The sequence below is a fragment of the Rubrivivax gelatinosus genome (genome assembly GCF_016583785.1).
Taxonomy (GTDB): Bacteria; Pseudomonadota; Gammaproteobacteria; order Burkholderiales; family Burkholderiaceae_C; genus Rubrivivax; species Rubrivivax gelatinosus_B.
The window spans coordinates 14334-40333 of sequence record NZ_NRRU01000036.1 but is presented as its reverse complement, the minus strand read 5'-3'; the positions used below and the strand labels follow the sequence as shown (position 1 = coordinate 40333).

Genomic DNA, 26000 nt, shown 5'->3' with positions numbered 1-26000 from the left:
GACGCCGTGACACCAGCCGCCCGCGTGCTGCCACCGGCAGCCGCGGGCTGTTTTTTGACCGAAGAAGGAACCCGCGTGCAGCGCATCCTCCAGCCGGGCGAGATCGAGGCCCTGGACGCCATCGACTTCCCCCGCATCCGCCTGCCCCGGCCGACGGAACTGTTTGCCGAACGCGCCGCGCGCCTGCGCCAGCTGGCACCCGGCAACCCGATCGCCGACTACCTGCTGTTCATCGCCCGCGTCTGCGAGGCCCAGGCCGGCATCGCCGCGACGCTGCAGACCACGGCGCCGGATGCCGCGGTGCTGGAGCGTGCGCTCGAACACGGCATGCCGCCGCTGCCGCTGCAGGACCGGCCCGACCCGGCCTGGCAGGCTGCGCTGGCGCAGTTGCTGGAACGCGTGCTGGCCGGCGCCGCCGATCTGCCGGCGGTGCTGGTCGCCCATGCGCGCCGGCTGCAGGCGCTGGACGCCGCGGCGCTGGACCAGCTGGCCGCCGACCTGCTGAACGAAGACGGCGACGCCGACGCGCTGGCGGTGCAGCCGCTGGTGATGGCGGCGCTGCAGCTCGTCTGGGCCGACCGCGCCAGCCGGCTCGACGCCGCACGCCTGGCACCCGCGGCCGAACCCACCGTCTGCCCGGCCTGCGGCAGCCCGCCGCTGGCCAGCGTGCTGCGCATCGGCGGCAGCGCCGAAGGCCACCGCTACCTGCACTGCGGCCTGTGCGCCACCGAGTGGCACATGGTGCGTGTCAAGTGCAGCCACTGCCAGTCGACACGCGGCGTGCGCTACCTGGGTGTCGACGGCGATGGCAAGGCGGTGCTCGCCGAGACCTGCGACCACTGCCGCAGCTACCGCAAGCAGGTCGACCAGCACGCCGACCCGCTGGCCGAAGCGCTGGCCGACGACCTGGCCACGCTGCGCCTGGACCTGCTGATGGCCGAGACCAACTTCGAGCGCGCCTCGGGCAACCCGCTGCTGGCGCTGCCCGAGCCCACCGACGACGCATGACGGCGCCGAGCGTGCGCCTGCCTGCCGTCGACCGCGTGCTCGGCTGCGCCGAACTGGCGCCGCTGCTGGCCGCACACGGCGCGACCCGCACGACGGCCGCGGTGCGTGCGCGGCTGCAGCAATTGCGCGAACGCCTGCTGGCCGGCGAGGCGCCGGAAGCCGAACTCGCGCTGCCGGCCATCGCCGCGGCGGTGGCCGCCGCACTCGCCGCCGAGGACGTGCCGCGGCTGCGTGCCGTCTTCAACTGCACCGGCACCGTGCTGCACACCAACCTGGGCCGCGCGCTGCTGCCCGACACCGCGGTGCAGGCCGTCGTGCAGGCGCTCACCGCACCGGCCAACCTCGAGTACGACCTGGCCACCGGCGGCCGCGGCGACCGTGACGACGTCGTCGACGAACTGCTGCGTGAACTCACCGGCGCCGAGGCGGCGACGGTGGTCAACAACAACGCCGCCGCGGTGCTGCTGATGTTGTCTTCGCTGGCGCCGCGAAAGGAAGTCATCGTCTCGCGCGGCGAGCTGGTCGAGATCGGCGGCGCCTTCCGCATCCCGGACATCATGGCGCGTGCCGGCGCCAAGCTGGTCGAGGTCGGCACGACCAACCGCACCCACGCGCGCGACTACGAAGGCGCGATCGGCACCCGCACCGCGCTGCTGATGAAGGTGCATTGCAGCAACTATGCGGTCGAGGGCTTCACCGCCAGCGTGGCCGAGGCCGAGGTCGCACGCATCGCCCACGCGCACGGGCTGCCGCTGGCCGTGGACCTGGGCAGCGGCACGCTCGCCGACCTGGCGGCGCACGGCCTGCCGCGCGAGACCACGGTGCGCGAGACGGTGGCCGCCGGTGCCGACGTCGTCAGCTTCAGCGGCGACAAGCTGCTGGGCGGGCCGCAGGCCGGGCTGATCGTCGGCCGCCAGGATCTGATCGCGAAGATCAAGAAGAACCCGCTGAAACGTGCGCTGCGTGTCGGCAAGCTGACGCTGGCCGCGCTGGAGCCGGTGCTGCGCCTGTACCGCGAGCCCGAACACCTGGCCGCACGCCTGCCGACGCTGCGGCTGTTCACGCGGCCGCAGGCCGAGATCCGCGCCGCGGCCGAGCGCCTGCGGGTGCCGCTGCAAGCGGCGCTGGGCGAAGCCGCCGCGGTCGAGGTCGTGGCGCTGAGCAGCCAGATCGGCAGCGGCGCGCTGCCGGTGGACACGCTGCCCAGCGCCGGCCTGCTGCTGCGTCCGGCGGGCAAACGCAGCGGGCGCGCGCTGGCGCGGCTGGAAGAAGCCTTGCGCGGCCTGCCGCGGCCGGTGATCGGCCGCATCGCCGACGGCGCGCTGTGGCTGGACCTGCGCTGCATCGAGGCTGTAGACGAGGCCGTGTTCGCGGCCCAGTTCGGCGCGCTGGCCGAGGCCCTGGGGACGCCGGGATGATCGTCGGCACCGCCGGCCACATCGACCACGGCAAGACCGCGCTGGTGCGCGCGCTGACCGGCGTCGCCACCGACCGGCTGAAGGAAGAGCGCGAGCGCGGCATCTCGATCGAGCTCGGCTACGCCTACGCCCCGCTGGCCGACGGCACGGTGCTGGGCATCGTCGACGTGCCGGGCCACGAACGTTTCGTGCGCACGATGGTCGCCGGCGCGGTGGGCATAGACCACGCGCTGCTCGTCGTCGCCGCCGACGACGGCGTGATGCCGCAGACACGCGAACACCTGGCGATCCTGGACCTGCTGGGCGTGCACCACGGCTCGGTGGCGCTGAACAAGGCCGACCGCGTGCCGCCGGAACGGCTGGCCGAGGTGCGCGCCGAGATCGCCTCACTGCTGGCCGACACGCCGCTGGCCGGCGCGCCGGTGTTCGAGACCGTCGCCACCGCCGACGCCGACCCCGGCGTCGCCGCGCTGCGCGAGCACCTCGAAGCCGTCGCGCGAGAACGTTCCGAACGCAGCGCCGACGGCGGTTTCCGGCTCGCGGTCGACCGCGTCTTCACGCTCGCCGGCCAGGGCACGGCGGTGACAGGCACGGTGTTCGCCGGGCGCGTGCGTGTCGGCGACAGCCTGCAGCACTCGGCCAGCGGCCAGACCGTACGCGTGCGCTCGATCCACGCCCAGAACCAGCCGGCTGAAGAAGGCCGCGCCGGCCAGCGCTGCGCGCTGGTGCTGGCCGGCATCGACCGCGAGACCATCCAGCGCGGCGACTGGATCGCCGCGCCCGCCACGCTGCAGCGCTGCGAACGCCTGGACGCCCGCATCCGCCTGCTGCCCGACGCGCCGGCACTGGCGCACTGGGCACCGGTGCACGTGCACGTCGGCACCAGCCACCATGTCGCGCACCTCGTGCCGCTGGACGCACAGCCGCCGGCCGCGGGCGCCTCGGCGCGCGTGCAACTCGTCTTCGAGACGCCGGTCTGGGCCCTGCCCGGCGACCGGCTGATCCTGCGCAACGCCCAGGCCAGCCGCACGATCGGCGGCGGGCGCATCGTCGACGTCTGGGCGCCCGAGCGCCGGCGCCGCAGCGCCGAACGCCTGGCCTGGCTGGACGCGCTGGAAGCGGCGCAGGCCGAGCCGACGCCGGCCGCCGTCACCCGGCTGCTGGCGCTGGCGCCGGCGGGGCTGGCACGTTCTCGCCTGTTGCTGCTGCTCGGCCAGCCGCTGCCGGCGCTGCCCGACGCGGTGACGCTGGCCCTGGCCGGCGACGACGCGCTGTGCCTGGCCTCCAGCGTCTGGCAGCGCTGGCGCGAACGGGTGCTGGCGGTGCTGGCCGACTTCCACGCACGTTCGCCCGACGAACCCGGCCTGAACGCCGCGCGCCTGCGGCGCATGGTGCAGCCGGGCGCCGACGACGGCGCCCAGGCCTGGTGGCCGGCGCTGCTGGATGCGCTGCTGGCCGACGGCGCGCTGGCACGCCAGGGCGCCTGGCTGCACCTGCCCGGCCACGCGGTGAACCTGAGCGCCGACGAGGAGGCGCTGGCGCAGCGCCTGCGCCCGGCCCTGGCCGCCGGTGGCGCCGACCCGCCCTGGGTACGCGACCTGGCGGCCTCGTGCGCCGCGCCCGAGGCCCAGGTGCGCAGCGTGCTGCGCAAGCTGGCGCGCCGCGGCGAACTCCAGCAGGTGGTGAAAGACCTGTTCTACCCCGAGGCGGCGATAGCCCGCCTGCTGGCGCAGCTGGACGAACTGGCCGCCGCCGCGCCGCGCGGCGAAGTCGGCGCCGCGGCCTTCCGCGACGCCAGCGGCCTGGGCCGCAAACGTGCGATCCAGGTGCTGGAGCATTTCGACCGCGCCGGCTACACACGCCGCGTGCGCGACGCACGTGTGCGCCGCGACCGCCCGGATGCTGCAAAAGACACGGATCCGGGCGCCATGGGAGACGCGGGGCGCTGATACGATCCGGCGCCCTGTCCTGGAGCTATCCGGGATCAAGGAAGGCAAACGCACCCGGTGGTGCGCCCGGGCTTCAAACCCGGTCGGGGGCGTCAGCCGCTCCCGGGTAGGTTCGACTCCTGCTGCCTTCCGCCACGCTCAGCGCAAGGCGCGCGCGTGGTGCTCCAGGTGGTCGGCGACGAAGCTGGCGATGAAGTAGTAGCTGTGGTCGTAACCCGGCTGGCGGCGCAGCGTCAGCGGGTGGCCGGCGGCAGCGCAGGCTTCTTCCAGCCATTCGGGCTTCAGCTGCCCGGCCAGGAACTCGTCGGCCTCGCCCTGGTCGACGAGCAGCGGCAGGCGCTCGCCGGCGCCGGCGATCAGCGCCGTCGCATCGTGCGCGGCCCAGGTGCTCTCGTCGTCGCCCAGGTAGGCGGCAAACGCCTTGCGGCCCCAGGGCACACGCGCCGGCGCGACGATGGGCGAAAACGCCGAGACGCTGGCGTAGCGCCCCGGGTGGCGCAGCGCCAGTGTCAGCGCGCCGTGGCCGCCCATCGAGTGGCCGAAGATGCCGCGCCGGCCGGTCGTCGCGACCTGGCTTTCCACCAGCGCCGGCAGCTCGTGCACGACGTAGCTCTCCATGCGGTAGTGGCGCGCCCAGGGCTCCTGCGTCGCGTCGAGGTAGAAGCCGGCGCCCTGCCCCAGGTCGTAGGCCGGGTCGTCGGCGACACCCAGCGTGCCGCCCGGGTCGCGCGGGCTGGTGTCCGGCACGACGAGGATGAGCCCCAGCCGCGCCGCATGCGCCTGCGCGCCGGCCTTGGTGATGAAGTTCTGCTCGTTGCAGGTCAGCCCGGAGAGCCAGTACAGCACCGGGCAGGCCTGGCCGGCCAGCGCCTGCGGCGGCAGGTACAGGCCCAAGCGCATGGTGCAGCCCAGCGTGGACGATTCGTGGCGCCAGACCTCCTGGCGGCCGCCGAAGCTGGCGTGGTGTTCGACGCGTTCCACGGCCGGCCTCAGAAGTGCACCACGCTGCGGATCGACTCGCCCGCGTGCATCAGCTCGAAGGCTTCGTTGATCCCGGGCAGCGGCATCGTGTGGGTGACGAAAGGCTCCAGGCGGATGCGGCCGGACATCGCGTCCTCGACCATGCCCGGCAGCTCGCTGCGGCCCTTGACGCCGCCGAAAGCCGTGCCCAGCCAGCGCCGGCCGGTGACGAGCTGGAACGGCCGCGTCGAGATCTCCTGGCCCGCGCCGGCGACACCGATCACGACCGACTGGCCCCAGCCGCGGTGCGCGCTCTCCAGCGCCGCACGCATCACGTGCACGTTGCCGATGCACTCGAAGGAATGGTCGACGCCCCAGCCGGTCATCTCGACGATGACCTGCTGGATCGGCTTGTCGTGATCCTTCGGGTTGACGCAGTCGGTCGCGCCGAAAGTGCGTGCCAGGTCGAACTTCGTCGGGTTGGTGTCGACCGCGATGATGCGGCCGGCGCCGGCGAGCTGGGCGCCGTGCACGACGGCCAGGCCGATGCCGCCGAGGCCGAAGACCGCGACGCTGTCGCCCGGCTGCACCTTGGCGGTGTTCTTCACCGCGCCCAGGCCGGTGGTGACGCCGCAGCCCAGCAGGCAGACCTGCTCGGGGTTGGCCTCGGGGTTCACCTTGGCCAGCGAAACCTCGGCGACGACGGTGTACTCGCTGAAGGTCGAACAGCCCATGTAGTGGTAGAGCGGCTGGCCGTTGTAGGAGAAACGGGTCGTGCCGTCGGGCATCACGCCCTTGCCCTGCGTGGCGCGCACCGCGACGCAGAGGTTGGTCTTGCCCGACTTGCAGAACAGGCACTCGCCGCATTCGGCGGTGTAGAGCGGGATCACGTGGTCGCCCGGCGCGACGCTGGTGACGCCTTCGCCGACCTCGACGACGATGCCGGCGCCTTCATGGCCCAGCACCACCGGGAACAGGCCCTCGGGGTCGTCGCCGCTCAGCGTGAAGGCGTCGGTGTGGCAGACGCCGGTGTGGGTGATCCTGACCAGCACCTCGCCCTTCTTCGGCGGGGCGACGTCGATCTCGACGATCTGCAGCGGCTGGCCGGCTGCGAAGGCGACGGCGGCTCGGGACTTGATCATGGGGTCTCCTGGTTGGACGTTGTTCAGCGCGTGAAGGAGCGCACGAGGAGCACGAGGCGGTCGACCTCGGCCTGCGGGTCGGCCGCCGGCAGCGCGCGTTCGGCGTTCGCGCCGAAGGTCTCGCGCAGATGGCCTTCGAGCACGTCGGCCATCAGCCCGTGCGCGGCGCCGCGCAGCGCCGCCAGCTGCTGCAGCAGGTCGCCGCACTCGGTGCCGGCTTCGACCGCACGTTCCAGCGCCTCGGCCTGGCCCTTGATGCGGCGCAGCCGGGTGACGACACGTTTGCGTTCGGCCGGCGAGTGCGGCATCGGGTGGCTCCTTCGTACTGGGGGGGAGTATAGGACGCGAATCGCCGCCGTGCTCAAGCCCTGCCCTGGCCTTCGTTTCGAACACCGCCGGCCGCCGGCAGGCCGATGAAGGCCTTGATCGTGCGCAGCAGGTCCTCCAGCTCGGCCGCAGCGAGCGTGTCGTAGTGGTGATCGTCGGCCACGGCCTGCACCGTGGTCGCCGGTGACAGCCGGTAGCGGCGGCGCGCCTCGTCGGCCGAGCCGTATTCGTCGCGCTCGCCCTGCACGATCAGGAAGGGTTTGCCGACACGCTCGAGCGGCTCGGTACGGCGCGGCTCCGGTGGCCGCCCGGGATGCTGGAACGGGTAGCCGAAGCAGACGTGGCACAGCACCGGCGGCGCGCTCTCGACCAGCGCCCCGGCGATGCCACCGGCCGAATGGGTCAGCAGCACGACCCGCCGGCCCGCGAGGCTGCCGATGAAACGCCGCAATGCCGGCGCCGCGGTGTGATGGCGCTCCTGCCGGCGGGTGAGCACATAGTCCCAGCGGTCCGGGCGGCTCAGCAGCAGGGCGGCCTTGACGAGGCGGGTCAGCAGCCGCCCGGCCACCAATCCGGCCGGCAGCGCCATCAGCACCTGTTCGGCGCGGGCCTCCAGCCAGCGCCGTGTGCGGCTGGTCCGGCTTTCGTAGCGAAGCACGGCCATGCCGGCGCGGCCCAGTTCCTCGACCACACGGTTCAGCGTGCTCGACCCCCGCTTCCAGTTGTTGCGGCCGACGATCAGCAGCACGGTGCTGGCCGGATCGATCGGCGGCGGCGACAGAGAATCACGATGCATTCACGGCCCACTCCGAATCAGTTTGCGCGCGGCGCCGGCGATCGGCGCGGGCCGCCGCCCTGCAACGCGCCCTGCAGCCAGGCTGCACCGTGCCGAGGCTCGGACCCGGGCGCCCGCGCCTGGTCGCGGCACGGGCGATGCTTGCCCGTGAACCATCGAGTATCGGCGGCGGCGCCGCCACAACAGGACATCGTGATGAAGGTTTCCGTGATCGGAATGGGTGCCGTCGGCACCGAAATCGTCGGTCTGCTGGTGCACATGAGCGAGGTGACCGAGATCGTCGCCGTCGACAAGCTGCGCGAACGCGCCGAGGCCGAGATCTGGGACTTCTCCCACACGACGCCGTTCACCTACGCGAAGAACCCGACGCTGGTCGCCGGCGACTACCCCGCGACGGCGGGCAGCGACATCGTCGTCATCACCGCCGGCGCGCAGCTGCAGCAAGGGCAGACACGCGACGACCTGGTGCGTATCAACAGCACGATCCTGCGGGGCATCATCGGCAAGGTCGAACGCCACTCGCCCGGCGCCATCGTCATCAACGTGACCAACCCGGTCGACGTGATGACCCAGGTGATGCTGCGCGCCTCGAGCTACCCGCGCGAGCGCCTGCTGTCGGCCGGCACGCTGATCGACACCGCGCGTTTCCTGCGCATCCTGTCCGAGCACGTGAAGATCGACCCGAAGAACCTATACGGCTACATGCTGGGCGACCACGGCGCGACCGGCTTCATCCCCTGGAGCCTGTGCCGCGTCTGCGGCGCCGAGCTCGACACCTTCTGCCGCCTGAACAGCCTGCCGCCGGTGGACCGCGAAGACATACGCCGACGTACTCTGGACGCGGGTTTCCGCATCTTCGAACGCAAGGGCAACACCAACCACGGCATCGCCGCGAGCGTGTTCCGCATCGTGCGCGCGATCGAGGGCAACGAGCAGTCCATCCTGCCGCTGGGCGTGCTGCTGCAGGGCGAGTACGGCGTAGCCGACCTGGTGATGAGCGTGCCCTGCGTCGTCGGCCGTGGCGGCGTGCAGCGCATCCTGGCGCACGAGTTCACGGCCGAGGAGGACGCCGCGTTCCGGGCGTCGGAGCGGCATCTGCGCCATCTGCTGGCGCTCGTGTAGCGGGGGGCGCATGGCGCCCAGCCGTCATCGGCGACGCAAAAACAAAAACGGCTTGGCGCAATGCCAAGCCGTTTGTAGTTGGTGGGCCCTGAGTGACTCGAACACTCGACCAACGGATTAAGAGTCCGCTGCTCTACCAACTGAGCTAAGAGCCCTGAATTTTCACCGCCGGTTGCGTGGTGGGTCGTGCGTGACTCGAACACGCGACCAACGGATTAAAAGTCCGCTGCTCTACCGACTGAGCTAACGACCCCGTCGTCTAGCGGAGCCTCGCATTGTATGTCGGTCTCAAACGACCTTGCAAGCACTTTTTGCGGCCAGTATCTTTGCCAGAGCCTCGGCCGCGGCGACGAAGCCGAAGGTCGCGGTGACGGTGACGCTGGAACCGTAGCCGGCGCAGTTCAGGCTGCCGTCGGTGGCGCAGGCGGCGTCCACCGGCGCCGCGACCGGCTCGCGCGAAAACACGCAGGTCAGGCGCGCCGGCCCGCTGCGTGCGACGACGCCGTCGCGGCGCAGGCGCTGGCGCAGGCCGGCCAGCAACGGGTCATGCGTCGTTTCAGCCAGGTCGGCCACCTCGACACGCTGCGGCTGGGTCTTGCCGCCGGCGGCACCGACGCAGATCACCGGCACGCCGCTGGCCAGCCCCCAGGCCGCCAGCGCCTGCTTGGCGCGCGTCTGGTCGCAGGCGTCGATCAGCACGTCGACCGGGCACGGCAGCAGCGCCGGCCAGTTGCCGGGTTCGACGAACTCTTCGACGCGCAGCACCTCGCAACCCGGGTGGATGTCGGCGATGCGCGCCGCGAGCGCGTCGACCTTGGCGGCGCCCAGCGTCGCGCCCAGCGCCTGGATCTGGCGGTTGACGTTGGATTCGGCGACCTGGTCCAGGTCGATCAGCACCAGCCGGGCGACGCCGCTGCGCGCCAGCGCCTCGACGGCCCAGGAGCCGACGCCGCCGACACCGACGACGGCGACGCTGGCCTGGCGCAGACGCTCGTAGCCGGCGTCGCCGTACAGGCGGCGCAGGCCGCCGAAACGTCGTTCCAGGTCGGCCGGCGCGTCCGCGGCGACGCTCACTTCAGCGAAGCCAGGCGTTCCTTGCCGGCAGCCGCGGCCTCGGACTGCGGATAAGCCTTCAGCAGTTCCTCGATCGTGCGGCGCGCGGCGCGCGTGTCCTTGGCTTCGGCCTGGCTGTTGGCCAGCGCCAGCAGCGCTTCGGGTGCACGCGGGTGCTGCGGCGCAGCGGCGACGAAGGCGCGGAAGGTCGCGATCGCGCCCTTGTAGTCGCGCCGCCCGTACTGGGCGTTGCCGAGCCAGAAACGCGCCGAGTCGACATACCCGCTGGTCGGATAACGCGCCACGAAGCCCGAAAGCGCGCTGCTGGCCTTGTCGAAGTCGCCGGTGCGCAGCACGCCCATCGCTTCTTCGTAAGCCGCACGCTCGTCGGTGCTGACGGCGAACTCGCGACCGTCGATGCTGACCTTGGTCGGCTCGAGCTTGCGCAGCCGGTCGTCGAGCACCTGGCTCGCGTCCTTCTGGCGGCGCTGCAGGTCGGTGACGTCGCGCACCAGCTGCTCGTCGCTGCCGCGCAGCCGCGCGACCTCGGCGCGCAGCGCCTCGAGTTCATTGTTCAGCGACAGCAGGTTGCGGCGCAGCGACTCGATGGTCTCGTTCTGCTGGGCCGCGGTGGCTGCCGATTGCTCCTCGGTCGCCCGCACACGCTGGCGCAGGTCGAGGATGGCCTTGCGGGCCTCCTCGTCGTCGAACAGCCCGGCTTGCGCCGGGCCGCCGACGACGACGAGTGCCGCCAGCGCCAGCGCCGCAGCGCCGGGCAGGCGGCCCACCACACCCCGCAGGCCCGGCAGTCGGCCCGACGGAGCACTGCGGCCCATCAAGCTGCCGCCATGCCCCGGCTTTGCCGGGGCATCGGCGGCGCCCCCCTGGGGGGGAGCGCCGAAGGCGCTACGGGGGGGGTTCATCACTTGCCCTTCAGCTCGGCGCGGCGGTTCTTGGCCCAGGCCGCTTCGTCATGGCCCGGATCGGCCGGACGTTCCTTGCCGAAGCTGACCGGCTCGAGCTGCTGCTCGCCGGCACCCATCAGGGTCAGCGACTTGACGACGGCTTCGGCACGCTTCTGGCCCAGCGCCAGGTTGTATTCGCGGCCGCCGCGTTCGTCGGTGTGGCCTTCGACGCTCAGGCGCACGGCCTTGTCCAGCGTCAGCAGCTTGGCGTTGGCGTCGATGACGGGCTTGTACTCGTCCTTGACCACATAGCTGTCGAAGTCGAAGTAGACGACGCGCAGCTTGGCCGCAGCAGCGGCGGCGGCATCACGCGGCGAGAGTTCGACGGTCGTCACCTTCGACTGCGGCGTCGCGTTCGCGCCGGCACCGGCGTTCGCGTCGACGGCGGGGCGCGTCTCGACCGGGGCCTTTTGGTCGGCCAGGTCGGTCGTGGTGCCGCAGGCAGCCAGCAGCACGGCCGCGGCGGACAGCGCGGAAACGAGCGGCAGGCGGTGGAATCGGGTCATCGGGATAACTCCTCTATGGGAAACAGTAACAGGAAGAACAACGTCGGCGAGGCGCAACCGGCCGACACGGTCAGCGTTCGAACGGCCCCCAGGCAGGCTCGCGCATGTCGGCGCCGCTGGTCACCAGCCGCGTCTTGAACGAACCGTCGAGCGTGGTCGTCATCAGCACGTCGCGGCCTTGCTGACGCGTCGCATAGACGATCAGCTTGCCGTTGGGCGCGAAACTGGGACTTTCGTCGTCGCGGGTGTCGCTGAGCATGCGCACACCGCCGCCCGCGTCGAGATCGAGTGTCATCAGCTTGAAGCCGTCGCCTTGGCGCGTGACGTAAGCAAGCGTCTTGCCATCCGGGCTGACTGCGGGACTGATGTTGTAGTTGCCGCTGAAGGTGACGCGCTGCGGGCCGCCGCCGTCCAGCGGCAAGCGGTAGACCTGCGGGCCACCGCCTCGGTCGCTGACGAAAAAGATCGAGCGGCCGTCGGGCGCGTACACCGGTTCGGTGTCGATCGACAGGCTCGAGGTCAGCCGGCGCGGCGCACCGCCGGCGCGCGAGATCGTGTAGAGCTGCGAGCCGCCGTCGCGCGACAGCGTGACGGCCAGCTCGCGGCCGTCGGGCGACCAGGCCGGGGCGCTGTTGGAGCCGCGGAAGTCGGCCAGCTTGCGCCGGCTGCCGGTGATCAGGTCCTGCACCCAGACCACCGCCTTCTGCGTCTCGAACGAGACGTAGGCGAGTTCGCGCCCGTCGGGCGCCCAGGCCGGCGAGATGATGGGCTCGGGGCTGGCCAAAGCGATCTGACCACCTTCGCCGTCGGCGTCGGTGACGTTGAGCGTGAAGCGCCGGCCGGCCTTGACGACGTAGACGATGCGCGTCGCGTTGACGCCGCGCTCGCCGGTCAGGGCCTCGTAGATCGCGTCGGAGATGCGGTGCGCGGTCAGGCGCAGGTCGGCGGCCAGCACCAGCTTGCCTTGCGACACCAGCTGCTGGCCCTTGACGATGTCCCAGAGCGCGAAGCGGATGTCCAGGCGGCCGTCGGCCAGCCGCGACACCGAGCCGGCGACGACCGCGTCGACGCCGCGCGCCCGCCACTCGGGCGCGGCAACGACACTGCGTTCGTCCAGCGCGACCGGCGAGCCGTTGACGCGGAACATGCCGCTGCGTGCGAGGTCGGCGCCGACGATGCCGGAGATCGGCGTCGGCAGCTGCGTCTCGTCGCGGAACGGCGCGATGGCGATGGGGATCTGGCGCGCGCCGACGCCGGAGACGTCGATGCGGAACTGTGCGGCAGCCGGGAAGGCTGCACCCGCGGTGGCCAGGGCGGTGAGGAAACGTCGGCGCGGCCACAAGAGGCCGGAGGACCGGTTTTCGAAGGCTATGTTCAAGACAGGATGCGGCTTCGCGTCTGCAACCGGAAACACCGCATTGTAGGCAGGCAGCGCAGTGCCCCCTCGTGACACCGGTTGTAAACGCTGCCGCCGGCGCGGGTCGCCCCGGGTGGCGGCGGCGCGCGGCGGCCGGCAGACTGCCTCGTCGATGCCACTCGCCACGCCGCCCGATGCCGATCTCGCGCTACCCCGTGCCCGAACTCCGCGACCTGCCCGAAGACCTGCGCGCGCGCATCCTCGAGGTGCAGGAGAAGGCCGGTTTCGTGCCCAACGTCTTCCTCGCGCTGGCCCATCGCCCGGCCGAATGGCGCGCCTTCTTCGCCTACCACGACGCGCTGATGCTGAAGGACGGCGGCCTGAGCAAGGGCGAGCGCGAGATGATCGTCGTCGCCACCTCGGCGCGAAACCAGTGCCTGTACTGCGTCGTCGCGCACGGCGCGATCCTGCGCGTCTACGAAAAGCAGCCGCTGCTCGCCGACCAGGTGGCGGTGAACCACGGCAAGGCCGACATCACGCCGCGCCAGCGCGCGATGCTGGACTTCGCGCTCAAGGTCTGCAGTGCCTCGCACGCGGTCGCCGACGCCGACTTCGAAGCCTTGCAGGCACACGGCTTCGACGCCGAGGACATCTGGGACATCGCCGCGATCACCGCCTTCTTCGGCCTGTCCAACCGCATCGCCAACGTCATCGGCATGCGGCCCAACGACGAGTTCTTCCTGATGGGCCGCGTGCCGCGGCCGCCCAAGGCCTGATCAGGGTGCCATCAGCGCACGCAGCGTCGCCAGCGTGTCGGCCTCGTGCAGCGGCTTGTCGGGCCGCAGCCGCAGCATGCGCGGGAAGCGCACGGCGATGCCGCTCTTGTGCCGGTTGCTGCTGTTGAGCCCTTCGAAACCGAGCTCGAACACCAGCGTCGGCCGCACGCTGCGCACCGGGCCGAACTTCTCCAGCGTGGTCTGGCGGATGACACGGTCGACGGCGGCGAACTCGGCGTCGCTGAGTCCGGAATAGGCTTTGGCGAACGCCACCAGGCGCAACGCGTCGGCGTCGTCGTTGCGCTCGCCGGCGGCGATGGCCTCGACGACGGCCTGGGCCTCGGCGGCGTCGCGTGGCGCGCGGTTCCAGACGGCGAAGCTGTAGTCGGTGTAGACGCCGGCACGGCGGCCGTGGCCGGCCTGGGCGTAGATCAGCACGCAATCGACCGCAAACGGTTCGACCTTCCACTTCCACCAGACGCCTTCGAGCTTGGTGCGGCCGCTGCCGTAGGCGCCGTCGCGCTGCTTGAGCATCAGGCCTTCGACGCCGCGCTCGCGCGCGCCGGCACGCAAGGCCGCCAGCGCCGCCCAGCCGCCCGCCACCACCTCGGGCGAGACGCGCAGGGGCCCGCCTTCGAGCAGCGCCAGCAGCCGCGCGCGCCGGGCCTGCAGCGGCTGGCCGCGGCAGTCGGCGCCATCGGCTTCGAGCAGGTCGTAGGCGACGAAGACCACCGGCGTTTCGGCCAGCAACTTCTTCGGCAGCGCCTTGCGCGTGATGCGCTGTTGCAGCAGCGTGAACGGCGCCGGGCGCTCGTCGCCCGCGCGCCAGACCAGCAGTTCGCCATCGAGCACCGTGCCGTCCGGCAGCGTGGCGGCGGCCGCCGCGACCTCCGGGAAACGTTCGGTGATCAGCTCCTCGCCGCGCGACCAGATCCAGCAGCGGCCCGCGCGGCGCACCAGCTGCGCGCGGATGCCGTCGTACTTCCATTCGGCCAGCCAGGCGCCGGGCGCGCCCAGGGTCTCGGGCGGTGCCGGCAGCGGGTGCGCCAGGAAGAAGGGATAAGGCTGGCCGGCCTCGGCCGGCGAGTCGCCGGCGGGGGCGACGAGCGCCAGGTAACGCGCGCCACTCGGTGTCGCACGCGCGTCGGTGTAGCCCATCAGGCGCTGGGCGACGAGCTTGGCGTCCAGGCCGGCGGCTTCGGCCAGCGCGCGCTGCACCAGCAGCCGGCTGACGCCGACACGAAAACCGCCGCCGATCAGCTTGACGTGCAGGAAGCGCCCCTCGGCGTCGAGCCGGCTCCAGTGTTCGGCCAGGTGCGCCGCTTGTTCGGCCGGAGCCAGGCCGCGCAGCGCCAGCAGGCGTTCGACCCAGGTCGCCAGGCCGGCTTCGTCGGCCCCGCCGGCCGGCGGTGGCGGCAGCACGTGGGCGATGGTCTCGGCCAGGTCGCCGGCGGCCTGGTAGCAGGCTTCGAACAGCCAGTCGTCGAGCGCCGCGCACTGCTCGGCGGTGGCGCGCAGCAGCGCGGTCGTCACCACCTGGCGCGGCCGGCCGCCGGCGAGGAAATACACCGCCCAGGCGGCGTCCTCGGGCGGTGCGGCGCCGAAGTAGCGCACCAGCGCCGCCACCTTGTCGCCGGTGGCGGTGCTGGCGTCGAGCTGCTGGTAGAGCGCGGCGAAACGGCGCATCGCGGCGCCGCGGGCCTCAGGCTTGTTCGTCGGCGGGTTCGGCTGCCGCCGGTGCCCGCACCACGGTCACCGGCACCGGGCAGTGTTCGAGCAGCGCCATCGCGACCGGGCCTATGCCCTCGCCTTCTTCCTGGGCGCCCATGACGACGGCGTCGCAGCCATAGGTCTCGACCAGGTCGACGAGCACGTGACCAGGGTCGCCGCCAGCGACCTCGCTCTCCCAGGCCGCACCGGCGCCCTCGAGCAGGGCTTCGGCCGGCGCCAGCAGGTCGGCGCCGGCGGCGCGGCGCATGTCGTCCAGCACCGCCGGGTCGTGCGCGGTGACGACTTCGTACAGCGAGGGCGGGGTCTGGACGTTGGCGAGCACGAAGTTCGCGTCCAGCCCTTCCCGGCGCAGGCGCAACGCGTGCTGCACGGCGTGCAGCGAACTGGGGGTGCCGTCCACGGGCAGCAGGATCTTCATCACCGGACTTTCGGGTTGTGCGTCAACTACGGCGACTAGGTTAACCCTAGACTGGCCGCATGAGCACCCGCCATCTGGATTCGTTGTTCGAACCCCGCTCGGTGGCGGTGTTCGGCGCGTCCGACCGCCCCGGCAGCGTCGGCGCCACCGTCTGGGCCAACCTCGCCGGCGGCGGCTTCGACGGGCCGGTCTGGCCGGTCAATCCGCGCCGCCCCACGCTCGGCACGCACAAGGTCTATGCCCGTGCCTCGCAGCTGCCCGAAGCGCCCGAGCTGGCGGTGATCTGCACGCCGCCGGCCACCGTCGCGCCGCTGGTGGCCGAGCTGGGCGCGCGCGGCACCCGCGCCGCCATCGTCATGAGCGCCACGCTCGACGCGCGCCAGCGCCGGGCGCTCCAGGACGCCGCACGCCCGCATCTGCTGCGTGTGCTGGGCCCGAACTGCCTGGGACTTTTGAACCCGCGGCTCAAGCTCAACGCCAGCTTCGCCCATGTCGCCGCGGCGCCGGGCTCGCTCGCCTTCGTGTCGCAGTCGGGGGCGCTCGTCACCGCGATGCTGGACTGGGCGGCGGCCCGCGGCGTCGGCTTCTCGCTGTTCGCGTCGATCGGCGACCGGCTCGACGTCGACTTCGGCGACATGATCGACTACCTCGCCAGCGACCCGCACACGCGCGCGATCCTGCTCTACGTCGAGGCGGTGGAGTCGGCGCGCAAGTTCATGTCGGCGGCGCGTGCGGCGGCGCGCAACAAGCCGGTGCTGATCGTCAAGGCCGGCCGCACCCCCGCCGGGCAGCGCGCAGCGGCTTCGCACACCGGGGCGCTGGCGAGTTCCGATCTGGTCTTCGACGCCGCGATCCGCCGCGCCGGCATGCTGCGTGTGGGCACGCTGCAGGAGCTGTTCACCGCCGCCGAGATGCTGTCGCACCACCGCGGCCCGGCACGCGCCGTCGGCGCCGGGCCGCACGAGCGCCTGACGGTGCTGACCAACGGCGGCGGCGCCGGCGTGCTGGCGGCCGACGCGGTGCAGGCGGCCGAACTCGCGCTCGCCGAACCCAGCGCCGCGGTGCTGGCCGCCCTGACCCGGGTGCTGCCGGCGGGCTGGTCGCACGCGAACCCGGTGGACATCGTCGGCGACGCGCCGGTCGCACGTTATGTCGCCGCGATCGAGGCGCTGCACACCGATGCCTCGCCGGGCACGCTGCTGTTCATCCACGCACCGACGGCGATCGTGCCTTCGGCCGATGTCGCCCGCGCCGTCGTGCCGCTGCTGCAGCGCTCGCCGCTGCAGCCCATGACCTGCTGGCTCGGCGGCGACGCGGTGCGCGAGGCGCGGGCGGCGAGCCGCGCCGCCGGGCTGCCGACCTACGACACGCCCGAGGAAGCGGTGCGCGCTTTCTCGATGCTGCAGACCTACCGCCGCAACCAGGAGCTGCTGCTGCAGACGCCGCCGGCGGCGCCGGCCGAGCCCTTGTGGCACGCGACCCAGGTGCACGCGCCGATCGAAGCCGCGCTTGCCGAAGGCCGCGAGTGGCTGACCGAGCCCGAGGCCAAGGCGGTGCTCGCCGCGGTCGGCGTGCCGGTGGTCGCGACCCGCGCCGTCGCCGCCGAACCCGAGGCCGCGGTCGCCGCCGCGCAGGCGCTCGGGTTCCCGGTGGCGCTGAAGATCATCGCCGCCGAACTGCAGCACAAGAGCGACGCCGGCGCCGTCGTGCTCGACCTGGACGACGCCGCCTCGGTGCGCGACGCCGCCGGCGCGATGCTGCGCCGCGTGCACGAGCGCCTGCCGGGGCTGGCGGTCAGCGGCTTCTCGGTGCAGACCATGGTGCGGCGCCCGCGCGCGCTGGAGCTGATCGTCGGCGCGACGCTGGACCCGCTGTTCGGCCCGGTGATCCTGTTCGGCAGCGGTGGCACCGAGGTCGAGGTCGTGGCCGACCGCGCGGTCGCGCTGCCGCCGCTGAACCGGCCGCTGGCGCGTGCGCTGGTCGAACGCACCCGCGTCGCCCAGCTGCTGGCCGGCTGGCGCGACGTGCCGCCAGCCGACGTCGACGCCGTCTGCGACGTGCTGGTGCGCGTCTCGCAGCTGCTGGCCGACGAGCCGCGCATCGTCGAACTCGACCTGAACCCGCTGCTGGCCGACGCCCACGGCGTCGTCGCGCTCGACGCCCGCATCCGCGTCGACCGCCAGGCGCCCGGCGGCAGCGCGCGCTTCGCGATCCGCCCCTACCCCGCCGACCTGAGCGAAACCGTCGCCTGGCAGGACCGCTGGCTGACGCTGCGGCCGATCCGCCCCGAGGACGAGGTGCAGCACCTCGAGTTCCTGGCCCGGCTGGACCCGGCCGACATCCGCATGCGCGTCTTCTACAGCCGCCGCAGCATCGAACACAGCGAGCTGGCGCGGCTGACGCAGATCGACTACGAACGCGAGATGGCCTTTCTCGCGACCGCGCCCAAGAGCGACGGCAGCGGCGAGGAAACACTCGGCGTGGTGCGCGCGCTCTGCGACCCCGACAACGTCGAGGCCGAGTTCGGCATCGTCGTGCGCTCGGACCTGAAGGGCGCACGCCTGGGCGAGCGCCTGATGCGCAAGCTGATCGACTACCTGCGTGCGCGCGGCACACGCCGCCTGGTGGCGACGGTGCTGACCGAGAACCGGCGCATGCTCGACCTCGCCGGGCGCCTGGGTTTCGACTACGAGGTCGAGCAGACCGAACCCGGCACGCGCCGCATCGTGCTCGCGCTCTGAGTCAGTCGGCCGCGTCGTCCTGGGCGCCGTAGTCGGTCTCGAAGCTGCCGGCGTCCAGCCCCTGCTGGCACAGCCAGCGCACCATCACCGCCTCGTAGCCGTGGGTGACGATGACGCGCGACGCGCCGGTGGCGGCGATCGCACGCTGCAGCCCGGGCCAGTCGGCGTGGTCGCTGAGCACGAAACCGCGGTCGACGCCGTAGCGCCGGCGCGTGCCGCGCAGCTGCATCCAGCCGCTGGCGAAGGCGTCGCCGTAGTCGCCCAGGCGCCGCGTCCAGGCGCTGCCGACGACGGCCGGCGGCGCGACGACGAGTGCACGCGCCAGGTCCGCCTTGGCAAGCTCGTCCAGCGAGCGTGTCGCCGGCAGCACGACGCCGGCGGCGCGGTAGGCCTCGTTCACCGACTCGACGCTGGCGTGGGTGACGATAGGCCCGATCGAGGCGTCGACCCCGGCCAGCAGGCGCTGCGCCTTGCCGAAGCTGTAGCCCAGCAGCAGGCTGGGGCGGCCGGCGGCGGCGTTGGCCGCCCACCAGGCGTCGATCGCGGCGAAGACCTCGGCCTGCGGCCGCCAGCGGTAGATCGGCAGGCCGAAGGTGCTCTCGGTGATGAAGCAGTGGCAGCGCTGCGGCTCGAAAGCCGGGCCGATCGTGTTGCGCTCGCCGTCGACGCCGCTGGCGTAGTAGTCGCCCGAGACCACCCAGACCTGGCCGCCGTGTTCCAGCCGCACCTGGGCCGAACCGAGCACGTGGCCGGCCGGATGCAGGCTGACGCGCACGCCGTTGATCTCCAGCGCCTCGCCCCAGGCCAGCGTCTGCAGATTGATGTCGCCCAGGCGCGCGCGCAGCACGCCGGCGCCGTCGGCCTGCGCCAGATAGGCGCCGTGGCCGCGGCGCGCGTGGTCGGCGTGGGCGTGCGTGATCACCGCGCGTGCCACCGGGCGCCAGGGGTCGACGTGGAAGTCGCCCGGCGGGCAGTACAGGCCCTCGGGGCGGCGCACGATCAGGTCATCGCTCATCGTGTGCAACATTCCCCCGCGAGCGTGGTGTGGCGGTGTTGCGCCGGCGCCCGCAGCGCCGGAGGCAGGGCCCGGCCCGATGACAATGCAGCCATGACCGGCACCCGTGAACTTCGTCTGCTGGACGACGACGACAGCAGCAACCCGCTGCGTGTGTTCCTCGACCCCCGCGGCCGCCTCTCGCGCCGCGGCTTCTGGCTGTACGGCATCGTCGCGCTCGGCGGCCTGGGGCTGATGGGGCGTGCGCTGCTGGACATCGCGCGCGTCGATGCCGAACACCGCGACGCCATGCTGAATGCGCTGCTGGTCTGGCCGGGCATCGCGGTCTCGGCCAAACGCTGGCACGACCGCGACCGTTCGGCCTGGTGGGTCGCGATCGGCCTGATCCCGGTGATCGGCCAGATCTGGATGCTGCTGGACAACGGCTTCAAACGCGGCACGGGCGGCCCCAACCGTTTCGGCCCGCCGCCGGCAAGCTGATTCAGCGCCCCTGCTGGCGCAGCCAGCAGGCGACCTGGCGCCCTGCCACCGGCGCGAGCAGCGGCCGCTCGCTGCGGCATTGCGGCTCGGCGATCGGGCAGCGGGTGTGGAAGGCGCAGCCCGAAGGCGGCGCCAGCGGCGACGGCATCTCGCCGGCGAGCACGATGCGCTGGCGCCGCGCCGCCGGGTCCACGGTGGGCGTCGCCGACAGCAGTGCCTGCGTGTACGGGTGCTGCGGCGCCTCGAACAGCGCCTCGCGCGCACCCTGCTCGACCGCGCGGCCGAGGTACATCACCAGCACCTCGTCGGCCATGTGGCGCACCACGCCCAGGTCGTGCGACACGAACACGTAGGCGACACCGAGTTCGGCCTGCAGGTCGGCCAGCAGGTTGAGCACCTGGGCGCGCACCGAGACGTCGAGCGCCGACACCGGCTCGTCGAGCACGAGCACACGCGGGCGCAGCATCAGCGCGCGCGCAATCGCGATGCGCTGGCGCTGGCCGCCGCTGAACATGTGCGGCCAGCGGCCGAAGTGTTCGTCGCGCAGGCCGACGCGGCGCAGCATCTCGCGCGCCGCCGCCTCGCGCGCACCGGCGTCGCCTTCGCCGTTGACCTGCAGCGGCTCCATCAGCGCGGCGCCGACGGTCTGGCGCGGGTTGAGCGAGCCGTAGGGGTTCTGGAACACGATCTGCACCGCACGCCGCAGCGCGCGCCGGCGCGCGGCGTCGGCAGCGGCAACGTCCTGGCCGTCGAGCAGCAGCCGGCCGCCCGAGGGCGGCTCGATCATCGTCAGCACTCGCGCCAGCGTGCTCTTTCCGCAGCCGGATTCGCCGACCACCGCCAGCGTGCGCCCGGCCTCGACCTCGAAAGACACGCCGGCGAGCGCGTGCACCAACGCCGGCCGGGCAAACAGCCCGCGGCGCAGCTCGTAGCGGCGCTGCAGGTCCTCGGCGACGAGTACGGCACTCACAGGGGCACCCTTCGGCCTGCGGCCGGTCCCGCCGAGCGGGAATGAGCCCCGGACAAGTCCTGAGGGCTCACTGGAGCACCCTCCGGCCTGGCGGCCGGTCCCGCCAGGCGGGAATGAGCCCCGGACAAGTCCTGAGGGCTCATGTCGGCCTCCCGTGCACCAGCGGGAAGTGGCACAGCGCACGCCCGAGCGCCGCGTCGGCGGGCGCGGGCGGCGTCGCGCAGCGCGGCTGGACGAAGGCGCAGCGCGGTGCGAACAGGCAGCCGCCCGGCCGGTCGAACTGCCCCGGCACCAGGCCGGGGATCGCCGCCAGCCGCGCCCCGGCCGCGGCGCGTTCGGGCAGCGCCGCCAGCAGCGCGGCGGTGTAGGGGTGGTGCGGGTCGGCGAACAGCGCGTCCACCGCCGCGGTCTCGACCTGGCGCCCGGCGTACTGCACGACGACGCGGTCGGCGGTCTCGGCGACGACGCCCAGGTCGTGCGTGATCAGCACCAGCGCCATGCCGGTCTCGCGCTGCAGGCCCAGCAGCAGGTCCAGGATCTGGGCCTGGATCGTCACGTCCAGCGCCGTCGTCGGCTCGTCGGCGATCATGAGCCGCGGCTTGCAGGCCAGGGCCATCGCGATCATCACGCGCTGGCACATGCCGCCCGAGAGCTGGTGCGGGAACGCCTGGGCGCGGCGTGCGGCGTCGGGGATGCCGACCAGTTCGAGCAGTTCGACGACCCGCCGGTGCCGCGCGGCACGGTCCAGCCCGAGGTGGATGGCCAGCGCCTCGCCGATCTGCCAGCCGACGCTGAAGCAGGGGTTGAGCGAAGACATCGGCTCCTGGAACACCATCGCGACGTCGCGGCCGACGAGCGCGCGGCGCTGACGCGCCGACAGCGTGCGCAGGTCCTGGCCGTCGAAGTCCATGCGCTCGGCGCTGACGCTGGCCGTCCACGGCAGCAGGCCCATGATGGCCAGCATCGCCACCGACTTGCCCGAGCCCGATTCGCCGACGATGGCCAGCACCTCGTCGCGCTCGACGACGAGGTCGATGCCGTCGACCGCGGTGAAGGCGCCGTGGCGCGTCGCGAAGCTGACGCGCAGGTTGCGGATGTCGAGCAGGCTCATGCGGCGGACCAATCGAAGAACGCGGACCACCGCGTAGGCGGCGGCAGCGGCGGGCGGAGCGTGCGGCAGCCGCCGGGGATTCCTCCTCGGCGGTCGGCATGCCTCCTGGTGGCATACCTGGACGATGTCGGGCGCGGCGGGCGGCGGCCGTCGGGGGTGACTGTCGGCGGCGAGCAGCGCAGGCTTCGCGGTCGGCGCGCGTCAGCGCGCATCGTGATCTGACTCGCGGCCGACTGTTTGAGCGGAGCGAACGCAGTGAGCGCAGCGAGTTGGGCCGCGCGACCGCGAAGCCGAGCAGCGCAGCGCAGTCGGCCCGCAGGGCCGACCGCCGAGGAGGAACCCCCGGCGGCCGCCGCCCGCCGCGCCTGCGCCAGTCGCTCGCACGCGTGTTCCACGAAACTAACGGCGCCGCCCATCACGACCGCCTCATCTTCGGGTCGAGCGCGTCGCGCAGCCCGTCGCCCATCAGGTTGATCGAGACCACGGTGACCAGGATCGCCAGCCCCGGCAGCGTCACCAGCCAGGGGTCGGAGCGGATGAACTCGCGGGCGTCGGCCAGCATCGTGCCCCACTCGGCCGTCGGCGGCTGCGCGCCCAGGCCGAGGAAACCGAGCGCGGCGGCTTCGAGGATGGCGTCGCTGATGCCGAGCGCCGCCTGCACGATCAGCGGCGACAGGCAGTTGGGCAGCACGGTCACGAACATCAGCCGCAGCGGGCCGACGCCGGCCACGCGCGCGGCGACGACGTAGTCCCGGCCGAGCTCGGCCAGCGCCGAGGCACGCACCAGGCGCACGTAACGCGGCAGGTAGACGATGGTCACCGCGACGATGGTATTGACCAGGTTGGGCCCGAGAACCGCGACGACCAGGATCGCCAGCACCAGGCTGGGCACGGCCATGATCAGGTCCATCAGCCGCGTCACCGCGGTGTCGATGGCGGTGCCGAGCGCGCCGCGGAAGGACACGCAGGCCAGCCCCAGCAGCACGCCGACGACGAAGGACACGCCCATCACCGCGACGCCGATGAACAGCGACACGCGCGCGCCGTGGATCAGGCGCGACAGCATGTCGCGGCCCAGGCTGTCGGTGCCGAACACGAAACGCGAGCTGCCGCCGTCGGCCCACACCGGCGCGGCGCGCACCGCGTCGCGGAACTGTTCCGTCGGCGAATAGGGCGCGATGACGTCGGCCAGCAGCGCCAGCAGCACGACGAAGGCGACGACGGCGAGGCCGGCGACGGCGCCGCGGTTCTCGCGGAACGCGGCCCAGAAGGCGCGCAGCGGCGAGAGTTCGGCGGCGCCGGCCGCGCGCGCGTCGGCTGCTGCCTCAGCCATGCCGGATCCTCGGATTCAGCAGCCCGTAGGCCAGATCGACGAGCAGGTTGACGCCGATGACGATGGACGAGATCAGCATCACCCCGCCCTGCAGCGCCGGGTAGTCGCGGCGCGAGATCGACTCGATCAGCCACTTGCCGACGCCGGGCCAGGAGAAGATGGTCTCGGTCAGCACCGCGCCGGCCATCAGCGTGCCGACCTGCAGGCCGATGATCGTCACCACCGGGATCATCGCGTTGCGCAGCGCGTGCAGGCCGACGACGCGCCACGGCGGCAGGCCCTTGGCGCGTGCGGTGCGCACGTAGTCCTCGCCCAGCACCTCGAGCATCGCCGAGCGTGTCATGCGCGCGATCACCGCCAGCGGGATCGTGCCCAGCACGATGGCCGGCAGCACCAGGTGGTGCAGCGCGTCCTTCACCGCGCCCGCCTGCCCCGAGAGCCAGGCGTCGATGACCATGAAGCCGGTCACCGGCTCGAAATAGAACTGGATCAGGTCGATGCGGCCGGACACCGGGGTCAGGCCCCAGCGCTCGGCGACGAACATGATCAGCAGCAGGCCCCACCAGAAGATCGGCATCGAGTAGCCGGTGACCGACAGGCCCATCAGCACCTGGTCGTAGACGCTGCCGCGGCGCGCCGCGGCGATCGTCCCGGCCGGGATGCCCAGCAGCACCGCCAGCACCATGCCGGCGGCGGCCAGTTCCAGCGTCGCCGGGAACAGCGCCGCGAACTCGGCGAGCACCTTCTGGTTGGTCGCCAGCGAGGTGCCGAAGTCGCCGTGCAGCAGCTGGCCGCAGTAGTCGAGGAACTGCTTCCAGACCGGCTGGTCCAGGCCCAGCTCGTGGCGGAACATCGCCAGCCGCTCGGGGCTGATGCCGCGCTCGCCGACACGCACCTCGACCGGATCGCCCGGCACCAGACGGATCGCGACGAAGGTCACGAACATCAGCGCGACAAAGGTCGGCAGCGTCAGCGCCAGGCGGCGCAGCAGGAAGCGGAACATGGGGGAATGAAGTCGCGGGGAGAGGCCTGTTGCTCCCTCTCCCGCTGGCGGGAGAGGGTCGGGGTGAGGGTGGCGGCAGGACCGCAGCCCTCACCCCCCGCCCTCTCCCGCGTTGCGGGAGAGGGAGCCTCGTGGCTCAGGCAAGCAGCATCACTTCAGGCCCACGCCGGTGAACTCATGGGAGAAGAACGGGCTCTGCTTGTAGCCCGTCACTTCCTTGCGCATCACCTCGTAGACCACCGAGTGCGCGATCTTCATGTCGGGCACCTCGGCGGCCTCGATGGCCTGCATCTCCTGGTAGAGCTTCAGGCGCGCCTTCTGGTCGGCGATCGTGCGCGCCTTCTCCATGCGTTCGTCGAAGGCCTTGTTGCACCACTTCGACAGGTTCTGCCCGCCGGCGCGCGCGGCGTCGCAGCCGTGCAGGAAGAAGAAGTTGTCGGGGTCGCCGTTGTCGCCGTTCCAGCCCAGCATGCCGGTCATGTGCTCGCCCTGCTGCATGCGCTTCCTGTACTCGCCCCACTCGAAGGTGACGAGCTTGGCGTTGACGCCGATCTTGGCCAGGTCGGCCTGCATCATCTCGGCGATGCGCTTGGAGTTCGGGTTGTAGGGGCGCTGCACCGGCATGTACCAGAGGTCGATCTCCAGCGGCGTCTTCACGCCCGCCTTGGCCAGCAGTTCCCTGGCCTTGGCCGGGTCGTAGGGGATCGGCTTGATCTTGTCGTCGTAGGCCCACATCGTCGGCGGGATCAGGTTCTTGGCCGCGGTGCCGGCGCCGAGGTAGACGTCGCGGATGATCGTGGCCTTGTCGATCGCCAGGTTGAAGGCCAGGCGCACGTCCTTCTTGTCGAACGGCGGCTTCTGGTTGTTGAAGGCCCAGTAGGCGACGTTCAGGCCCGGCTTGCTGATGACCTGCAGCTTCGGGTCCTTCTGCATCTCGGGCAGGTCGGCCGGCCGCGGCGCGACGACGAAGTGGCACTCACCGGCCTTCAGCTTGCTGTAGCGCGCCGTCGGGTCGGGCGTGATCGCGTAGACCAGGCCGTCGACCAGCGCCTTCTCGGCGCCCCAGTAGGCCGGATTCGCCTTGTAGCGGATCACGGCGTCCTTCTGGTAGGCGACGAAGCTGAAAGGCCCGGTGCCCACCGGCACCTGGTCGAACTGCTCCTTGCGGTTGGACTTGGCCAGGAAGTCGGCGTACTCGGCCGAGTGGATCGCGGCGAAGTCCATCGCCAGGTTGGCGATCATCGTCACGTTGGCGCGCTTGAGCGTCAGCCGCACCGTGTACGGGTCGAGCTTCTCCAGCGCCTCCAGGTCCTGCGCCAGGCCCATGTCGGCGAAGTAGTCGTACTTGCCGCCCGAGACCTTGGCGTAGGGGTGCTCGGCCTTCCACTGGCGCTCGAACGAGAACAGCACGTCGTCGGCGTTGAACTCGCGCGTCGGCTTGAAGCCGTTGACGCCCGAGTGGAACTTCACGCCCTTGCGCAGCTTGAAGGTGAAGACCCGGCCGTCGGGCGACACCGTCCAGCTCTCGGCCAGGCCGGGCTGGACCTCGGTGCTGCCGCGCACGAAGTGGGTCAGCTTGTCGTACACCGGGCGCGCGGCGTCGAAGCTGGTGCCGGTGGTGTTGAGCGCCGGCGTGAAATTCTCCGGCGAGCCTTCGGAACAGTAGACCAGGGTCTTGGCCTGGGCCGCGGCGGCGAGCGCGAACAGCGCGGCGGCGACGGTGGCGAGACGGACGCACGGGTATCGGGTCATCGCAAGTCCTCCTGTGTAGTGCGGGCGATGCTAATCACTCGGCGGCGCGCCGCGACCGCGACGCCCC

Annotated in this window: 23 protein-coding genes and 3 tRNA genes; 8 read left to right on the top strand and 18 right to left on the bottom strand. The window is 72.1% G+C overall.

Annotation, left to right across the window (positions count from 1 at the left end):
* The first annotated feature begins 75 nt into the window (after positions 1-75).
* From fdhE to CKO43_RS11400, 4 genes are all read left to right on the top strand, one after another.
* Positions 76-1008, top strand: a complete 933-nt coding sequence (gene fdhE / locus CKO43_RS11415; protein ID WP_200378709.1) for a formate dehydrogenase accessory protein FdhE — start codon at positions 76-78, stop codon at positions 1006-1008.
* Entirely contained in the window at positions 1005-2426 is a 1422-nt protein-coding gene (selA, locus tag CKO43_RS11410) for an L-seryl-tRNA(Sec) selenium transferase (protein WP_200378708.1), read from the top strand. The genes fdhE and selA overlap by 4 nt, the downstream gene beginning before the upstream one ends.
* Positions 2423-4375, top strand: coding sequence for a selenocysteine-specific translation elongation factor (gene selB / locus CKO43_RS11405; protein WP_200378707.1), 1953 nt, complete (start codon positions 2423-2425; stop codon positions 4373-4375). Before selA ends, selB begins: the two co-directional genes overlap by 4 nt.
* Before the next feature lie 39 nt (positions 4376-4414).
* Positions 4415-4510, top strand: a tRNA-Sec gene (locus CKO43_RS11400).
* A 3-nt stretch (positions 4511-4513) separates the two neighbouring features.
* On the opposite strand, the gene fghA is transcribed toward CKO43_RS11400, so the two are convergent.
* The 4 genes from fghA to CKO43_RS11380 are packed head-to-tail and all read right to left on the bottom strand — an operon-like array spanning position 4514 to position 7600.
* Positions 4514-5356, bottom strand: coding sequence for an S-formylglutathione hydrolase (gene fghA, locus CKO43_RS11395; protein ID WP_200378706.1), 843 nt, complete (start codon positions 5354-5356; stop codon positions 4514-4516).
* Between the two features lie 8 nt (positions 5357-5364).
* The gene (locus tag CKO43_RS11390) at positions 5365-6474 is read right to left on the bottom strand and encodes an S-(hydroxymethyl)glutathione dehydrogenase/class III alcohol dehydrogenase (RefSeq protein WP_200378712.1); all 1110 of its coding nucleotides are present in this window, start codon (positions 6472-6474) and stop codon (positions 5365-5367) included.
* A gap of 26 nt (positions 6475-6500) precedes the next feature.
* On the bottom strand, positions 6501-6785 hold the full coding sequence (locus CKO43_RS11385) for a metal/formaldehyde-sensitive transcriptional repressor (RefSeq protein ID WP_200227706.1): 285 nt from the start codon (positions 6783-6785) through the stop codon (positions 6501-6503).
* 53 nt (positions 6786-6838) lie between these two features.
* Positions 6839-7600 (bottom strand): alpha/beta family hydrolase, encoded by a 762-nt coding sequence (locus tag CKO43_RS11380; RefSeq protein ID WP_200378705.1) that lies wholly within the window; start codon positions 7598-7600, stop codon positions 6839-6841.
* A gap of 195 nt (positions 7601-7795) precedes the next feature.
* Between CKO43_RS11380 and CKO43_RS11375 the strand changes: the two genes are divergently transcribed.
* Positions 7796-8722, top strand: coding sequence for a malate dehydrogenase (locus CKO43_RS11375; RefSeq protein WP_200378704.1), 927 nt, complete (start codon positions 7796-7798; stop codon positions 8720-8722).
* A 79-nt stretch (positions 8723-8801) separates the two neighbouring features.
* Here the strand turns inward: CKO43_RS11375 and CKO43_RS11370 are convergent.
* From CKO43_RS11370 to tolB, 6 genes are all read right to left on the bottom strand, one after another.
* Positions 8802-8877, bottom strand: a tRNA-Lys gene (locus CKO43_RS11370).
* Between the two features lie 22 nt (positions 8878-8899).
* Positions 8900-8975: transfer RNA gene (locus tag CKO43_RS11365), tRNA-Lys, on the bottom strand.
* Positions 8976-9010: 35 nt separating this feature from the next.
* Positions 9011-9796: a ThiF family adenylyltransferase gene (locus CKO43_RS11360; protein WP_200227711.1), complete on the bottom strand. Its 786-nt coding sequence runs from the start codon at positions 9794-9796 to the stop codon at positions 9011-9013.
* A complete protein-coding gene (gene ybgF / locus CKO43_RS11355; RefSeq protein WP_200227771.1) occupies positions 9793-10536 on the bottom strand; it encodes a tol-pal system protein YbgF in 744 nt (247 codons plus the stop codon). Before ybgF ends, CKO43_RS11360 begins: the two co-directional genes overlap by 4 nt.
* Before the next feature lie 161 nt (positions 10537-10697).
* Complete coding sequence (gene pal / locus CKO43_RS11350; RefSeq protein ID WP_200227713.1) at positions 10698-11246, bottom strand: peptidoglycan-associated lipoprotein Pal; 549 nt, start codon at positions 11244-11246, stop codon at positions 10698-10700.
* 70 nt (positions 11247-11316) lie between these two features.
* The gene (tolB, locus tag CKO43_RS11345) at positions 11317-12624 is read right to left on the bottom strand and encodes a Tol-Pal system beta propeller repeat protein TolB (RefSeq protein WP_200227715.1); all 1308 of its coding nucleotides are present in this window, start codon (positions 12622-12624) and stop codon (positions 11317-11319) included.
* A gap of 173 nt (positions 12625-12797) precedes the next feature.
* Between tolB and CKO43_RS11340 the strand changes: the two genes are divergently transcribed.
* Complete coding sequence (locus CKO43_RS11340; protein WP_200378703.1) at positions 12798-13379, top strand: peroxidase-related enzyme; 582 nt, start codon at positions 12798-12800, stop codon at positions 13377-13379.
* Here CKO43_RS11340 and CKO43_RS11335 read toward each other — a convergent pair whose 3' ends face one another.
* Together CKO43_RS11335 and CKO43_RS11330 are read right to left on the bottom strand one after the other, a co-directional pair.
* Positions 13380-15065 (bottom strand): ATP-dependent DNA ligase, encoded by a 1686-nt coding sequence (locus CKO43_RS11335; protein ID WP_200378702.1) that lies wholly within the window; start codon positions 15063-15065, stop codon positions 13380-13382.
* Between the two features lie 16 nt (positions 15066-15081).
* Complete coding sequence (locus CKO43_RS11330) at positions 15082-15528, bottom strand: universal stress protein (RefSeq protein ID WP_200378701.1); 447 nt, start codon at positions 15526-15528, stop codon at positions 15082-15084.
* Positions 15529-15587: 59 nt separating this feature from the next.
* On the opposite strand from CKO43_RS11330, the gene CKO43_RS11325 reads away from it, so the two are divergent.
* Positions 15588-18269, top strand: coding sequence for a bifunctional acetate--CoA ligase family protein/GNAT family N-acetyltransferase (locus CKO43_RS11325; protein WP_200378700.1), 2682 nt, complete (start codon positions 15588-15590; stop codon positions 18267-18269).
* Position 18270: 1 nt separating this feature from the next.
* Here CKO43_RS11325 and CKO43_RS11320 read toward each other — a convergent pair whose 3' ends face one another.
* Positions 18271-19284: a ligase-associated DNA damage response exonuclease gene (locus CKO43_RS11320; protein WP_200378699.1), complete on the bottom strand. Its 1014-nt coding sequence runs from the start codon at positions 19282-19284 to the stop codon at positions 18271-18273.
* A 93-nt stretch (positions 19285-19377) separates the two neighbouring features.
* On the opposite strand from CKO43_RS11320, the gene CKO43_RS11315 reads away from it, so the two are divergent.
* Complete coding sequence (locus CKO43_RS11315; RefSeq protein WP_200227727.1) at positions 19378-19764, top strand: DUF805 domain-containing protein; 387 nt, start codon at positions 19378-19380, stop codon at positions 19762-19764.
* Between the two features lies 1 nt (position 19765).
* Here the strand turns inward: CKO43_RS11315 and CKO43_RS11310 are convergent, their stop codons facing one another.
* The 5 genes from CKO43_RS11310 to CKO43_RS11290 all read right to left on the bottom strand — a co-directional run bounded on the left by CKO43_RS11310 (position 19766) and on the right by CKO43_RS11290 (position 25933).
* A complete protein-coding gene (locus CKO43_RS11310; RefSeq protein WP_200378698.1) occupies positions 19766-20734 on the bottom strand; it encodes a dipeptide ABC transporter ATP-binding protein in 969 nt (322 codons plus the stop codon).
* A gap of 139 nt (positions 20735-20873) precedes the next feature.
* Positions 20874-21845: an ABC transporter ATP-binding protein gene (locus CKO43_RS11305; protein WP_200378697.1), complete on the bottom strand. Its 972-nt coding sequence runs from the start codon at positions 21843-21845 to the stop codon at positions 20874-20876.
* A 415-nt stretch (positions 21846-22260) separates the two neighbouring features.
* Entirely contained in the window at positions 22261-23178 is a 918-nt protein-coding gene (locus tag CKO43_RS11300; protein WP_200378696.1) for an ABC transporter permease subunit, read from the bottom strand.
* The gene (locus CKO43_RS11295) at positions 23171-24181 is read right to left on the bottom strand and encodes an ABC transporter permease subunit (RefSeq protein ID WP_200378695.1); all 1011 of its coding nucleotides are present in this window, start codon (positions 24179-24181) and stop codon (positions 23171-23173) included. The genes CKO43_RS11300 and CKO43_RS11295 overlap by 8 nt, the downstream gene beginning before the upstream one ends.
* Before the next feature lie 150 nt (positions 24182-24331).
* Positions 24332-25933, bottom strand: coding sequence for an ABC transporter substrate-binding protein (locus tag CKO43_RS11290; RefSeq protein ID WP_200378694.1), 1602 nt, complete (start codon positions 25931-25933; stop codon positions 24332-24334).
* Between the last annotated feature and the right edge of the window lie 67 nt (positions 25934-26000).

Coding starts and splice junctions, on each gene's coding strand:
- CKO43_RS11325 (WP_200378700.1), top strand. CDS start 15,588: ATGAGCACCCGCCATCTGGATTCGTTGTTCGAACCCCGCTCGGTGGCG.
- CKO43_RS11340 (WP_200378703.1), top strand. CDS start 12,798: ATGCCGATCTCGCGCTACCCCGTGCCCGAACTCCGCGACCTGCCCGAA.
- CKO43_RS11320 (WP_200378699.1), bottom strand. CDS start 19,284: ATGAGCGATGACCTGATCGTGCGCCGCCCCGAGGGCCTGTACTGCCCG.
- CKO43_RS11315 (WP_200227727.1), top strand. CDS start 19,378: ATGACCGGCACCCGTGAACTTCGTCTGCTGGACGACGACGACAGCAGC.
- CKO43_RS11300 (WP_200378696.1), bottom strand. CDS start 23,178: ATGGCTGAGGCAGCAGCCGACGCGCGCGCGGCCGGCGCCGCCGAACTC.
- CKO43_RS11305 (WP_200378697.1), bottom strand. CDS start 21,845: ATGAGCCTGCTCGACATCCGCAACCTGCGCGTCAGCTTCGCGACGCGC.
- pal (WP_200227713.1), bottom strand. CDS start 11,246: ATGACCCGATTCCACCGCCTGCCGCTCGTTTCCGCGCTGTCCGCCGCG.
- CKO43_RS11330 (WP_200378701.1), bottom strand. CDS start 15,528: ATGAAGATCCTGCTGCCCGTGGACGGCACCCCCAGTTCGCTGCACGCC.
- selA (WP_200378708.1), top strand. CDS start 1,005: ATGACGGCGCCGAGCGTGCGCCTGCCTGCCGTCGACCGCGTGCTCGGC.
- CKO43_RS11385 (WP_200227706.1), bottom strand. CDS start 6,785: ATGCCGCACTCGCCGGCCGAACGCAAACGTGTCGTCACCCGGCTGCGC.
- selB (WP_200378707.1), top strand. CDS start 2,423: ATGATCGTCGGCACCGCCGGCCACATCGACCACGGCAAGACCGCGCTG.
- CKO43_RS11375 (WP_200378704.1), top strand. CDS start 7,796: ATGAAGGTTTCCGTGATCGGAATGGGTGCCGTCGGCACCGAAATCGTC.
- CKO43_RS11290 (WP_200378694.1), bottom strand. CDS start 25,933: ATGACCCGATACCCGTGCGTCCGTCTCGCCACCGTCGCCGCCGCGCTG.
- CKO43_RS11380 (WP_200378705.1), bottom strand. CDS start 7,600: ATGCATCGTGATTCTCTGTCGCCGCCGCCGATCGATCCGGCCAGCACC.
- CKO43_RS11295 (WP_200378695.1), bottom strand. CDS start 24,181: ATGTTCCGCTTCCTGCTGCGCCGCCTGGCGCTGACGCTGCCGACCTTT.
- CKO43_RS11335 (WP_200378702.1), bottom strand. CDS start 15,065: ATGCGCCGTTTCGCCGCGCTCTACCAGCAGCTCGACGCCAGCACCGCC.